13 protein-coding genes are annotated in these 12192 nt (G+C 71.9%); 10 read left to right on the top strand and 3 right to left on the bottom strand.

Annotated features, from left to right (window positions below; genetic code table 11):
• Positions 1-181: 181 nt before the first annotated feature.
• Positions 182-676, top strand: a complete 495-nt coding sequence (locus tag ACLQ2O_RS02360) for an RNA polymerase sigma factor (RefSeq protein ID WP_425826645.1) — start codon at positions 182-184, stop codon at positions 674-676.
• Entirely contained in the window at positions 673-1365 is a 693-nt protein-coding gene (locus ACLQ2O_RS02355) for a hypothetical protein (RefSeq protein ID WP_425826643.1), read from the top strand. Before ACLQ2O_RS02360 ends, ACLQ2O_RS02355 begins: the two co-directional genes overlap by 4 nt.
• Here ACLQ2O_RS02355 and ACLQ2O_RS02350 read toward each other — a convergent pair whose 3' ends face one another.
• Complete coding sequence (locus ACLQ2O_RS02350) at positions 1366-2553, bottom strand: hypothetical protein (protein WP_425826641.1); 1188 nt, start codon at positions 2551-2553, stop codon at positions 1366-1368. It lies immediately after the preceding gene.
• Between the two features lie 200 nt (positions 2554-2753).
• Here ACLQ2O_RS02350 and ACLQ2O_RS02345 point away from each other — a divergent pair, with 200 nt between their 5' ends.
• Together ACLQ2O_RS02345 and ACLQ2O_RS02340 are read left to right on the top strand one after the other, a co-directional pair.
• A complete protein-coding gene (locus ACLQ2O_RS02345) occupies positions 2754-3899 on the top strand; it encodes an endonuclease (protein ID WP_425826639.1) in 1146 nt (381 codons plus the stop codon).
• 54 nt (positions 3900-3953) lie between these two features.
• Entirely contained in the window at positions 3954-4376 is a 423-nt protein-coding gene (locus ACLQ2O_RS02340; protein ID WP_425826637.1) for a VOC family protein, read from the top strand.
• A 9-nt stretch (positions 4377-4385) separates the two neighbouring features.
• Here the strand turns inward: ACLQ2O_RS02340 and ACLQ2O_RS02335 are convergent, their stop codons facing one another.
• Complete coding sequence (locus ACLQ2O_RS02335; RefSeq protein WP_425826635.1) at positions 4386-5720, bottom strand: ATP-binding protein; 1335 nt, start codon at positions 5718-5720, stop codon at positions 4386-4388.
• Positions 5721-5899: 179 nt separating this feature from the next.
• Between ACLQ2O_RS02335 and ACLQ2O_RS02330 the strand changes: the two genes are divergently transcribed.
• The 4 genes from ACLQ2O_RS02330 (at position 5900) to ACLQ2O_RS02315 (ending at position 8317) form a co-directional block, all read left to right on the top strand.
• Positions 5900-6730, top strand: a complete 831-nt coding sequence (locus ACLQ2O_RS02330; RefSeq protein ID WP_425826633.1) for a siderophore-interacting protein — start codon at positions 5900-5902, stop codon at positions 6728-6730.
• Positions 6731-6894: 164 nt separating this feature from the next.
• Positions 6895-7374, top strand: a complete 480-nt coding sequence (locus ACLQ2O_RS02325) for a TIGR04222 domain-containing membrane protein (RefSeq protein ID WP_425826631.1) — start codon at positions 6895-6897, stop codon at positions 7372-7374.
• A gap of 36 nt (positions 7375-7410) precedes the next feature.
• A complete protein-coding gene (locus ACLQ2O_RS02320) occupies positions 7411-8094 on the top strand; it encodes a class I SAM-dependent methyltransferase (RefSeq protein ID WP_425826629.1) in 684 nt (227 codons plus the stop codon).
• A 46-nt stretch (positions 8095-8140) separates the two neighbouring features.
• Positions 8141-8317, top strand: coding sequence for an NAD(P)-binding domain-containing protein (locus ACLQ2O_RS02315; RefSeq protein WP_425826627.1), 177 nt, complete (start codon positions 8141-8143; stop codon positions 8315-8317).
• 245 nt (positions 8318-8562) lie between these two features.
• Here ACLQ2O_RS02315 and ACLQ2O_RS02310 read toward each other — a convergent pair whose 3' ends face one another.
• Entirely contained in the window at positions 8563-9285 is a 723-nt protein-coding gene (locus ACLQ2O_RS02310; RefSeq protein WP_425826625.1) for a hypothetical protein, read from the bottom strand.
• Positions 9286-9332: 47 nt separating this feature from the next.
• Here ACLQ2O_RS02310 and ACLQ2O_RS02305 point away from each other — a divergent pair, with 47 nt between their 5' ends.
• Complete coding sequence (locus ACLQ2O_RS02305) at positions 9333-10241, top strand: aminoglycoside phosphotransferase family protein (protein WP_425826623.1); 909 nt, start codon at positions 9333-9335, stop codon at positions 10239-10241.
• A 30-nt stretch (positions 10242-10271) separates the two neighbouring features.
• Positions 10272-10733 carry a group II truncated hemoglobin gene (locus tag ACLQ2O_RS02300; RefSeq protein WP_425826621.1) on the top strand — a complete coding sequence of 154 codons (462 nt, stop codon included), beginning with the start codon at positions 10272-10274 and terminating at the stop codon, positions 10731-10733.
• The last annotated feature ends 1459 nt before the right edge of the window (positions 10734-12192 follow it).

Raw genomic sequence — 12192 nt, 5'->3', positions numbered from 1 at the left:
GCGGCTGGGGGAATCGTTAACATGGGGGGGGGGGACCTCCCGGGCGGGTTCTGTTGATCGGGGGGGGGGGGCGGTACCGGGGACCCCGGGTCCGCCGCCGAACTATTTGCCGGACCGCCCCCAACGCTCCGCACCCGCCGGTCGTCTAGCTTGGCGACAGGGAAACCGAAGGACGGTGCCGGTGGCTGACTGGAAGAGCACGTTCGACGAGCTGGTCGCGGTGCGCGGCCCGGCGCTGCGCGGTTACGCCTACCTGCTGACCGGTGACGCGGCGACCGCCGCCGACCTGGTCCAGGAGGCGCTGCTGCGGGTGTTCGGCCGGCTCCGCGTCGGCAGCGACATCGAGCAGCTCGAGGGCTACGTGCGCCGCGTGATCCTGAACCTGTACGTCGACGACCGGCGGCGGGCGAAGAAGTGGCGCGAGACCAGGCACCTGCTGGTCGAGCCCGACCAGCAGGGCGAGGACCTCGCCACCACGCACACGGTCCGCCACGCACTGTCCGACCTGTCACCCAAGCAGCGCGCCTGTGTGGTGCTGCGGTACTACGAGGACCTCACGGTCCCGGAGATCGCGGACCAGCTCGGGTGCGCCGAGGGCACGGTGAAACGCCATCTAGCCGATGCGAGATCGAGGTTGGCCGCGCAGCTCGGCGTGACAGAGGAGAGTGTGCAATGACGTCGAAGGACCTGAAGGACCTTCTCGGCGCGGTGGCGGACGAGGGCCGGGACACCGTGGACCTGGACGAGCGGGCGCTGGCCGGCCGGATCAAGGGCCGCCGCCGGCGCAACACGCTGGTCGCGGGCGCGGCGAGCCTCGGCACGGCCGCGGTGATCGCGATCGCGGCGGTGGCCGTCGTACCGAATCTCGGGGGGAGCGCGGACACGCCTGTCGCGGGTGCCCGCCAGGAGGCGACCGGACTGGCGGTCGGTGGCTGTGGCGGCGCGGCCAGTGGTGAGCCGCGAGCCGACGCGCCGATCAAGCTGACGGCGTCGCAGCTCCAGCCGGTCACCGGCAAGCAGGAGTCCATGACCATCGACGTCCAGCTGACCAACACGACCGGCGCGGTGCTGAAGGACCTGATCACCGGTCCGACGGTGCCGATCAAGGTGGTGCAGGGCGGCAAGGTGGTCGCGGTCCCCGGGCCGGAGCGGTCCGTCGGGGTTCCCGTGACGCTGCAGGCCGGTGAGACGAAGACGGTCAGGACGACGATCGGTCTGCGCCGTTGCAGCGAGGCAACGACGCAGACCGGGGAGCGACTCGCGCCGGGCAGCTACCAGCTCTACGCGGCGCAGACCTTCACGCCGACCAGCGGTGGCGATCCGATCGAGGCCCAGGGCGGGCCCTGGACGGTCGAGCTGAAGTGATCACTTGATCGCGATGTTCGCCTTGAAGACGGACCGGATGGTGGTCCACCGCTCGGCGTACTGGTCGTCACCCGCGTGGGCGATGTGCATGCCACGGATCTGCACGGTGCCGCGGACGTACTGGAACAGCGGTGCGCCCGAGTCACCGCCCATGCCGTCAGGACCGCGGTAGGCGATCAGTTCGACCGTGCAACCGGCCTCGTCGCAGAACTGCGCGTGCAGGCTGGTGACCACCTGCGAGCACTGCTCGTACGTCGTCTGGCCGCTGCGGCAGTAGGCGGCTCCGACCGCGGGGTCGGAGGCGCCGCTGACCAGGATGGTGCTCCCGGCCGCGCCGCCGCGGTAGATGACCGAGCCGTACGTCCCGCCGCCGACCGCCTCGAAGTCGTAGTACGGGAAGCTCGGCCGGCTGCGGACCGTGCCCCAGAGCTGCTCGCCACCGGTCGAGAAGACCCGCTGACCCAGCGAGAAGCAGTGCCCGGCGGTGACCATGTAGCGGGCCGTCGAGGTGATCGTGAAGCCGCTGGTGCAGACCGACGAGCCGTTGGTGATCGAGGCACCACCGCGGTGCGGAGCCGGGTCACTCTGCCGGGAGTCCCGGCTGACGTCGCCGTACTTCGCCTCGAGCACCGGCCCGTACTTGGCCAGCAGCGGCTGCATCGTCGCCGCCGGCGCGTTGGTCGTCACCGACATCGCGTCGCGCTGCGCGTCGTAGTGGAACGCGTAGCTGTACTTGGTCGCCTCGGGCTTCCACTGCCGGGTCTCCAGCACCGAACGGATCGAGGTCAGCTCGGTCTTGGTGGTGCGGCTCGGCTGGACCCCCGTCTCGGCGCCGGCGACCTTCACGGACCGGGCCGCCTGGGCCTTGGCCGTGCGCGGCATCCGGACGACGTACTTCCCGGTGGCCTGGTCGTAGTAGACACCCAGGCCGCCGACCTTCGTGGCGTAGTCGTCGACCTGGCTGAACTGTGCTTCCTGCGCCGTCTGCGGCCCGTCGGGCGCCGTGGCGGCTGCTGCCTCCTTCTGTGCTCGGGCGGCCGCCAGCGCGGTCCCCTCCGCCGAAGGTGCCGCGGCTTCGGTCACGTCGAGCGGCTGAGCCACCGACGGCGTACCGACGAGCGCGAGCCCACCGGCACCGACCGACACCGCGGCGATCGCCATCGACAGCGATCTCCTCTTCACACGCATTCGTTACTCCCCAGACTTGGGTGCTGAACCCCTGCAGTCTGCCGAACTCGGGGGCCGCTCGCCGCTCGAAGGCAACATCCTGCAATGTCGCGGTCACCCTACGGCCCGAAAGTCTTCGCCCGCCGGGACGTTCACAGGCCGGTACGACGGGGCAGACTGACCCCCGACGCCGTTCCACACCGCCCCGTGGGAGACCCGCCGTGACAGCTCTTCGCCCGTTCCGCCCCGTCCTGCTGATCGGCGTGCTGCTCGCCCTGCTCGGATTCGGCATGACGCCGGCGCCGGCCGCAACCAGCGCGCCCCTGACCGTTGCCGCCGCCGTCCAGCAGCAGAACGGGGCCACCGGCACCGTCTCCGGCTACGTGGTCGGCCAGCCGACCGCCACGAGCACGGTGGTCCGCAGCAACTTCCCGAACGACTACGCCCTGGCACTGGCCGACTCGGCCGGACAGACCGGTACGGCGAGCATGCTGTACGTCCAGATCCCGAGCGGCTTCCGTTCGGCGTACGGGCTGCGGTCGAACCCGTCGCTGGTCGGCCAGAAGATCACCGTGACCGGCAAGCTGGCGGCGTACTTCTCGCACCCCGGACTGACCGGGGCGACGGCGTTCAGCGGTGGTGGCGGATCGGACCCGGGAGATCCGGGGGATCCGGGTGATCCTTCGGACTACTACGCGAACGCCGAGGGCAAGACCGGCGCCGCGCTGAAGTCGGCGCTGCACACGATCATCTCGAGCCAGACCAAGCTCAGCTACGACCAGGTCTGGGACGCGCTGAAGGACACCGACCAGGATCCGGCCAACGCCAACAACGTGATCCTGCTGTACTCGGGCCGCTCACAGGCCAAGAGCACCAACGGCGGCAATCCCAACGACTGGAACCGCGAGCACGTCTGGGCCAAGTCGCACGGCGACTTCGGGACGGCGACGGGTCCCGGCACCGACGTGCACCACCTGCGCCCCGAGGACGTCTCGGTCAACGGGGTCCGCGGCAACCTGGACTTCGACAACGGCGGCGGCACGGTCGCCGAGTGCTCCGGCTGCGCGGTCGACGGCGACTCGTTCTCGCCGCGGGCGGCGGTCCGCGGGGACGTCGCGCGGATGATCCTCTACATGGCGGTCCGGTACGAGGGCGGCGACGGGTTCGCGAACCTGGAGCCGAACAACGCGGTGAACAACGGCTCCGCGCCGTACATCGGGAAGCTGTCGGTGCTGAAGGCCTGGAGCCAGGCCGACCCGCCGGACGCGTTCGAGAAGCGCCGCAATCAGGTGATCTTCGACAACTGGCAGCACAACCGCAACCCGTTCATCGACCACCCGGAGTGGGTCTCGTCGATCTGGCCGTAGAACTGACCTGTGGACAACCCTCGTCGCGAGGCCCGGGACGGATAACTTGAAGGCATGACTGCTTCTGTTCCGCGCTTCCACCTCGCCATGCCGGTCGACGACCTCGCCGCCGCGACGGAGTTCTACGGCTCCGTCATCGGCTGCGAGCGCGGCCGTTCCTCCGACACCTGGATCGACTGGAACCTGCACGGCCACCAGTTCGTGACCCACCTCGCCCCCGGCCGCTCGCAGGGTATCCACAACCCTGTGGACGGCCACGACGTCCCGGTCCCGCACTTCGGCCTGATCCTGCCGATCCCCGACTTCCACGCCCTGGCCGACCGCTTCAAGGCCGCCGGCAAGACCTTCGTGATCGACCCGTACCTGCGCTTCGAGGGCCAGCCGGGCGAGCAGTGGACGATGTTCCTGCTCGACCCGGCCGGCAACGCCCTGGAGTTCAAGGCCTTCGCCGACGAGGCCCAGATCTTCGCGACCTGAGGTCCGCGGCTAGCGGTTGACGGTGAAGGTGCTCTGGCCGACCTGGCGGGTGTACGTGCCGACGCCCTCCGCGTGCCGGCCGGCGCCCTCCGCCGTGATCGCCGGAGCTGCCGAGCCGGGGAGCGCGACACCCGCGGTGGCGGCGGTCTGGCCGAGGCGCATCTCCACCCACTCGCGCAGGCCAGGGTCGGCGATGGTGATGCGGTCGCCGCCGGCGTTCTCCCGGACCAGTCCGCGCGCGAGCAGCATCTGGCGCGCGGAGTCGACCGCCGGCCAGTTGCCCGGGCCTGCGGCCTGGGTCTCGGCCGGCATCGACAGACCGCGCGCGCCGCGGCCGGCCGTCTTCGCGAGCAGCTCCTTCTCCGCGCCCGAGCACGAGTTCCAGTCGGCCTGGTAGACCACCCGCGAGTCCGCGTTGACCTGCGCGATCGCCGCCTTCGCGACGTCGGGCGTCAGGCCGTCCGGCCGGTTCCCGATCAGGTCGACCGCCTTCTCGGACAGGTCGCGCAACCGCCCGGGATGACCGCCGGACGCCTTCAGCAGCTGGTCGACCGCCTCCGGGCCGTGCGCGATTCCGGCCTGACGCAGCGGCTCCGTCAGCGTCGGCCGCAGCTCGTCACCCGTCAACGGCCGGCACACCCGTACGTCGTACCGGCTGGTGGCGTTGGTCGCGACCCCGGAGTGCCCGCCGGACGCGGCCATCAGCCGGGTCATCGCCATCTCGCTGCCCGCGGCGACCAGGTAGACCGGGCTCCTGCCGCGGTCCAGATGCGTCGACAGCTCGGTCAGTGCGGCCAGGTCCCGCTCGGACGCGACGTCGAGGTTGTCGACCATCAGCACGACCGGCTTGCCCTTCTTCCCGGCCAGATCACCGAGCTCGGTCGCGAGCTCCTCGAGCGTCGAGCCGAGCCCGGTCCCGCCCGGTGCGTCCCACTGGCGCTTGGCGATCAGCTGCACCGGTGCGACCCCGACCCGGACCTCCGCGCCGTTCTGCTGGTTGCGCGAGCGCTGGGTCAGGTTCTTGATCGTCTTCTTCAGCTTCCGCAGCGCGAGGTACCCGTACTGCTTGCGCAGCCCGCCGAGCCCGCGCGTCGCGGCCCGGACGAACCGGCTCTCCAGCGGCTCCCGCGGCGAGGCGTCGACCTTCAGGCACGGCCACCCCTGCGCCCGGGCGAGGTCCTGCACCTTCTCCAGCTCGAAGCTCTTGCCCATCCCGGGCCCACCGGTGAACAGCACCGTGTTCCGCTCCGGCGCGCGCAGGTCGAGCGAGATCGGCCGCCCGGACCCGTCGATCCGGGTGACCGGCGAGGCGGGTCGCTGCGGCGTACCGAAGATCGGGTCCATCCCACCAGGCTGGTCCGCGCAAGCGTGCCCCCGGCAACGACCAGGTGAACAGGGGGCCGCTCGCCGGTGGACCCGTGGGTGGTTGATCCGGGTCGGCTAGTGTAGTTAGGCCAACCTAAGTTGAACTGTCTGAGTCGAAACCAGGATCCCCTGATCCGCCCGAGAGGAACCGTGGTCGCGTGCCCACCCCCGCACCCCGTAGTCGCCGTGCCAAGCGCGGTGTCGTCCGCCGGACCGAGCGGATCACGCCGCACATGATCCGGGTCGTGCTGAGCTGTGACGAGTTCACCGGCAACGGCATGACCGACATGTACGTGAAGCTGCTCTTCCTCCAGTCCGGCGTCGAGTACCCGGACCCGCTCGACATGGGCCAGGTGCGCGAGCAGCTCCCGTCCGAGCAGTGGCCGACGATGCGGACCTACACCGTGCGCTCGTGGGACGAGGCCGCTCAGGAACTGACGATCGACTTCGTCCACCACGGTGACGAAGGGATCGCCGGACCGTGGGCCGCGCACGCGAAGCCGGGTGACCAGCTGTGGTTCAACGGGCCGGGCGGTGCGTACACGCCGGACGAGGCGGCCGGGTGGCACCTGCTGGTCGGTGACGAGAGCGCGCTGCCGGCGATCGGCGCCGCGATCGAGTCCCTCCCGGCCGGTACGACGGCCAAGGTGTTCCTCGAGGTCGAGGACGCCTCGGAGGAGCAGAAGTTCGGCGGCTCGGGTGACGTCGAGGTGGTCTGGTTCCACCGCGCCGGCGCCGGCGCGGATCGAGGGGTCCGGCTGGTCGAGGCGGTCGCGGGACTCAAGTTCCCGTCGGACGACGTGCACGCGTTCGTGCACGGCGAGGCCGGGTTCGTCTTCGGGATCCGGAAGAACCTGTTCGCCGAGCGCGGGCTGCCGCGCGACCGGGTGTCGCTGTCCGGGTACTGGCGGATCGGCAAGAACGAGGACGGCTGGCAGGCCGAGAAGGCCGAGACCGCCCGCAAGGACCGCGAAGCCGCAGGCAACTGACCGCCGCCGGCGCCGCCCCCACCCCCTCCCCGTGGCGACCCCTCGCCCCGGCGGGTCGGGGTCGGGCGGGCACGCTCCGTGGTCGTCGCTACTCGATGCAACCGGCGGGGCGTGCGGGCCGTCTGAGCCGGTGAGAACGTCGCCGAGGTGATCAGGAGGACCCGATGCGTACCGAGAACCCGCTCGACCTCAACCAGACCGCCTACCTGTGCGGCGGCCGGCGCCGGGCGGCGCTGGTCGCGGTCCTCGCGCTGCGCGACGCCCGCGTGATCGGCTTCACCGGGCGTGAGGTGCATGCCCTCGGGCCCGACGGCAGCAACCAGTTGGAGCGCGCGGTTCTCGCCGTGCTGCCCGCCGGCGGACTCCCGCTCTCGACCTTGCTGACCACCGTCGCCGGCCTGCCCGCGATGACCGAGTTGAGGGCCTCGCTCGTCGAGCGCGGGCTGATCAGCCGGTGGTTGCCGGGGCTGCTGACGCCGTACGGGCGGCAGGTCCGGCGGTCGCTGCGGGAGCACGCGATCGGGACCTACCGGGTCGCGGCCGTCGGGCCGCGCGCGATCGTCGTACCGGAGCTGCGGCGGCTGCTCAACGGCCGGGAGCAGACGGCCGGCGTACGGCGTACGGCGGTCAGCCCGCCGCTGTGATCGAACAAATCCGCGGGCGGTGGGCGTCGTACCGGCATGAGCATCGCTACGGATCCCGCACTGTTCGACCGGTTCGCGGCTGACTACGACCGGTTCGTCAGCCTGCAGCCGCAGCAAGGACTGGCCTGGCTGAGCGGGCTCGGGGTGCGCGGTGAGCGGGCGATCGACGTCGGCTGCGGCTCGGGGCACGCGGCGGAACGGCTCGCGGACGACTTCCGCCAGGTGCTCGCCGTCGACCTGAGCGCGCCGATGATCGCCATCGCCCGCGCGCGGCGGGCCCGGCCGAACGTCGAGTACCGGGTGGCGGACGCGTTCGAGATCGGCGACGACGGGTTCGACCTGGTCTACAGCCACACGATGATGCACCACCTGCCCGACTACCGCGCCGGGCTCGAGCAGCTCAAGTCCCTCGTTCGCCCCGGCGGCACCGTCGCCCTCATCGACAACGTCTCCGACCTCTACCCGACGCCACCCCGCTGGGTCTACACAGCGGGCGCCGTCCGCGGCTTCCCCGCGTCCGTACGGCGACTCGGCCTCCGCGACGCCTGGTTCGAGCTCCGCTTCTGGCACAGCAAACCCTGGCTCGAGCACCTGCTCAGCGACGTGTACCTCAGCCGCGTCGCGTTCCGCCGGCTGTACGACGAAGTGTTCCCCGGCGCGACGTTCGACGACCTCGGCTTCGCGCTGGCGATGAGCTGGACCGACCAACGCACCGGATGATCGCGGGCCGCTCGTGCGTTGCGCTGGTTGAGAGGAACAACTACCTGTGAAGATCGGCATCATCGGAAGCGGCAACATCGGCGGCACCCTGACCCGGCGCCTGACCGCGCTCGACCACGAGGTGAAGGTGGCGAACTCTCGAGGCCCGGAGTCGACTGAGCCACCTCACCTGCCGGTGCGTCGGCTCACCTGTTCTTCTTCTGCCGGCCGCGGCGGGAAGTAACAACTACGTCATCCGGCGGGACCGCGGCGACCAGCAGGCCCCCGATCTGGTTCATGTGCGGTGGTTGGCCGCCGCACAACCGCCGGATGACGGTGCAAGAACTTCCCGCCGCTGCCGGCGTAGTTCGTGCGGAGGTGGCTCGTGGCGTCGGGACTGCGCCGTTCCGCACCTGACCTGTAGGTGCTGTGCCGGTTCGCCAACGGCAGGTGTGCGCTGGCGCTCCGCCCACAGCGGGTGCGCGCCTGCTACTCCTGCTTCGCGCCGTCCACGCGGTGCTGGAGGAGCTGGGTGAGGGTCGGGGCGAGGTTGGTGGGGAGGACCCAGTCGTCGCCGGCGACCTGGAGGATGACGGCGGGCCCGGGGGTGCGGACGGCGGCGACGGGGATCGGGAAGCGGAGGCGTTCGGAGCCGCTGAGGGAGACCTCGTGGACGCCGGTGACCTTCGTGAAGGGGTAGGTACGGTGGAGGTCCTCGGGGTTCGCGCCGCGGAGCTTGCGGGGGATGGTGTGGATGGAGACCGTGTCGGTGCCGAGGACGAGCGTCGTACCCCAGAGGCCGCGCAGGCGGAAGGCGAGCTCGTACGGCGTACTGGCGAGCTCGGGGTCGACCGGGACCAGGAGCGCGCGTTCGGCGTACGCCGCCAAGGCGACCCCGACACCGGCGCCGATCCACCAGATCACCAGCACGGCCAGCAAGATGAACAGCAGCGCGAAGTTGTCGGGGACGAGCGTGAGGTAGACCGCCGCGACCGCGCCGAAGATCGCGCCGGTCATCCGCCAGCGCTGCGGGCGGAAGCGTTGCCGGGTGAACAGCAGCGCGCCGAGCACCAGCAGCACGGCCGGCGCGACCGCGCCTGCCGGACCGGCGGTCGCCAGGCTCACGCCGAGCGTCAGGGCCGGGATGCCCAGGTAGATCAGTCCCACGACCAGTTGGACCTTGCGATGCCGTCGTGCCAGTTCGCCGCTCACGGGAAAACCCAAGCACAGAAACGCCGGACGACCTACTGTGCTGATCGATGGCCGACTTCTCGATCCCGCAAATCCTGCACGAGTCCCACACCGACGAGACCGGGCGACGCTGGCTGCAGGCGCTGCCCGAGACCGCCGCCGGCTACCTGGACCGCTGGCAGTTGACGATCGACGGTCCGCCGATGCACGGCGCCGCCTCCCTCGTCCTCCCCGTACGGCGAACCGACGGCGAGCCCGCGATCCTCAAGCTCCAGCCCCGCAACGACGAGAACGAAGGCGAAGCCCTCGCCCTGCGGACCTGGAACGCCGACGACGTGGTCCGCGTCCTCGAGGACGACGACGAGACTGCCACGCTCCTGCTCGAACGCCTGAACCCCCGGACCCTCGACGACGTCCCCGACGACGTCGAGGCGACCCGCATCCTGACCGGGCTGCTGGCGCGCCTCTGCACCACCGAAGCACCCAAGGACCTCCGCACCCTCGAAGCCGTCGCCACCGAGATGGTCGCCTCGGCCCCGGCGCTGATCCCTCAGCTCGCCAGCCCTGAGGAGCAGCAACTCGCCAAGAGCTGTGCGGCCCGAGTCACCGAGCTGCTCGCCGAACCCGGCGACCGGCTGCTCCACTGGGACCTGCACTACGACAACGTGATGGCCGCCGAGCGGGCTCCCTGGCTGGTGATCGACCCGAAGCCGCTCGCGGGCGATCCGTGCTTCGAGCTCTTCCCCGCACTGAACAACCGCTGGGACGACCTGCTCGCGACCGGCGATCTGGCGCGGGCGATCCGGTACCGCTTCGACCTGATGGTCGATCTGCTCGCGCTCGACCGGAGCCGGGCGGTCGGCTGGACGCTCGGCCGGATCCTGCAGAACGTGCTCTGGGACCTCGAGGGCGGTGGGGACGCGATCGACCCGATCCAGGTCGCGATCGCGTCGGCCCTGGACGACCCGCGCACATGATTACATGATTACGAGTGGGAGGGGATGCAGATGAGTGCACCTACCGTGTACGAGTGGGCCGGCGGCGCCAAGGCGCTGCGCCGACTGACCGAGGTGTTCTACGACCGCGTGCTCGAGGACGAGCTGCTCGCGCCCGTCTTCGCCAACATTAGCCCGAAGCACCGCGAGCACGTAGCGCTCTGGCTCGGTGAGGTGTTCGGCGGCCCAAGCACCTACACCGCCGAGCTCGGCGGCTACCCCGCGATGCTCGGCCACCACATCGGCCTCGGCCTGACCGAGCAGCAACGCGCCCGCTGGGCCGCCCTGATCGCCGCCAGCGCCGACCCGGCCGGCCTACCCCACGACCCCGAGTTCCGCTCGGCCTTCGTCGCGTACGTCGAGTGGGGCACCCGAATCGCCCTCGCCAACTCCCAACCCGGCGCCACCCCACCCACCGAAGCCCCCCTCCCCCACTGGGGCTGGGGCGAAGCCCCGCCGTACCAGCCGAGCTGAGCCGCCGGGCCGGACTCCACCTCCCGCTCTGCCCGCACCCTGCGCTCCCGCCGCTCCCGCACCCTGCGCTCCCGCTCCGCCCCGCCGCTCCCGCTCCGCCCCGCCGCTCCCGCTCCGCCCCGCCGCTCCCGCTCCGCCCCGCCGCTCCCGCTCCCGCTCCGCCCCGCCGCTCCCGCTCCGCCCCGCCGCCGGCTCCGCTTCCAGCTCCCGGGGCCCAGGCCCGGGTCCCGGGCCTCCACTCCTGCCCGTTCCCGCGCCGTCCCCGCTCCTGGCCCCCGGCCCGGTGGGTCCCGCGTCGGGCCCGGCCCCCCGGCCCCCGGCCCCCCCGGGCCCCCGGCCCCGGCTCCCGGGCCTCTGCTCCCGCCTCCCAACCCAGCACCACCCCACCCACCGAGGCAACCGTCCCCCGCTGGGGCTGGGGAGAAGCCCCGCCGTACCAGCCGAACTGAGCCCCCCGAGGTCCCCTCCGTGCCGGCCGAGCTGACCCCGCCCTGAGGTCTCGCCGTACCGGGCCGAGCTGATCCCGCCCCAAGAGCCCAGCCCAACCCGGCTGGGCGGGCTAGACAGCCCACCAGCCCCCAGCATCCGGTCGACGCCTCACTCGCTCCCACGCGAGCGTCTTCACCCGTCGCCTCCCACCTCCCCGCGTTCGCTAACGCCTTCTTCCACCACTGACGCCTATTTCCACGACTGCCGCGTTGTACCGCGCCAGTCGTGGAACAAGGAAGCAGCCGACCGGCGGAGAGAGCTGCCTGGCTTCAGCCTCAGCTCCCCTGCCCCCGGGTCCCGGGCCCGGCCTCCTCGCGCCCGAGCTAGCGGCCTCCAGGACTCGGCCCGGGCCCCCGGGCCACGGCCCCATCCGGGTCTCCGGGCCACGGTCCCATCCGGGTCTCCGGGCCACGGTCCCATCCGGGTCTCCGGGCCACGGTCCCATCCGGGTCTCCGGGCCACGGCCTCCAGGTCCCCGGCGGCTCCCGCCTCCTGCCCCAGGCGTCCCCGCTCCCTGCCCCCAGGCGCGCGTTGGGCCTCGGGCCTACCCTCCCGCCTCCCACGGCCGCCTCCCGCTCCCGCCCCCGGCGGCCCGGCGCCCGCGGCCCCTGCTGCATGCTCCGGCCCTGGCATCAGGGCCCGCGGGCCCCGCCCCCGGGCCCTCCGCTCCCACTTCCACCCCCGGCCCCAGCGGCCCCGGCGCCCGGGCGCCCGGCACCCCCGGCACCCGGCACCCCGGGCCCGGGAGCGGCCCCGCCCCGCCCGGCCCCGCCCCGCCCGGCCCCGCCCCGCCCGGCCCCGCCCCGCCCGGCCCCGCTCCCGCTGCTACCCCTCGCCTCCCTGCCTTTCCGCAGGTCGGACGTATGTTTGATTTTGCTGTGGCGACAGCAAAATCCGTGATGAAGTGACTTGTGCCGGTCCCCCGCCGGGCAGCGATCCTTGACCGCTCAGACACCCGGACCGGTACTGC

The organism is Kribbella sp. DT2 (assembly GCF_049844575.1).
Classification (GTDB): domain Bacteria; phylum Actinomycetota; class Actinomycetes; order Propionibacteriales; family Kribbellaceae; genus Kribbella.
This window is presented reverse-complemented; position numbering and strand designations above follow the sequence as displayed.

What these genes read in the sequence shown, in the direction of transcription:
- ACLQ2O_RS02300 (WP_425826621.1), top strand. Translation starts at nt 10,272, where the DNA reads ATGAGTGCACCTACCGTGTACGAGTGGGCCGGCGGCGCCAAGGCGCTG.
- ACLQ2O_RS02335 (WP_425826635.1), bottom strand. Translation starts at nt 5,720, where the DNA reads ATGGACCCGATCTTCGGTACGCCGCAGCGACCCGCCTCGCCGGTCACC.
- ACLQ2O_RS02325 (WP_425826631.1), top strand. Translation starts at nt 6,895, where the DNA reads ATGCGTACCGAGAACCCGCTCGACCTCAACCAGACCGCCTACCTGTGC.
- ACLQ2O_RS02350 (WP_425826641.1), bottom strand. Translation starts at nt 2,553, where the DNA reads ATGCGTGTGAAGAGGAGATCGCTGTCGATGGCGATCGCCGCGGTGTCG.
- ACLQ2O_RS02305 (WP_425826623.1), top strand. Translation starts at nt 9,333, where the DNA reads ATGGCCGACTTCTCGATCCCGCAAATCCTGCACGAGTCCCACACCGAC.
- ACLQ2O_RS02320 (WP_425826629.1), top strand. Translation starts at nt 7,411, where the DNA reads ATGAGCATCGCTACGGATCCCGCACTGTTCGACCGGTTCGCGGCTGAC.
- ACLQ2O_RS02340 (WP_425826637.1), top strand. Translation starts at nt 3,954, where the DNA reads ATGACTGCTTCTGTTCCGCGCTTCCACCTCGCCATGCCGGTCGACGAC.
- ACLQ2O_RS02355 (WP_425826643.1), top strand. Translation starts at nt 673, where the DNA reads ATGACGTCGAAGGACCTGAAGGACCTTCTCGGCGCGGTGGCGGACGAG.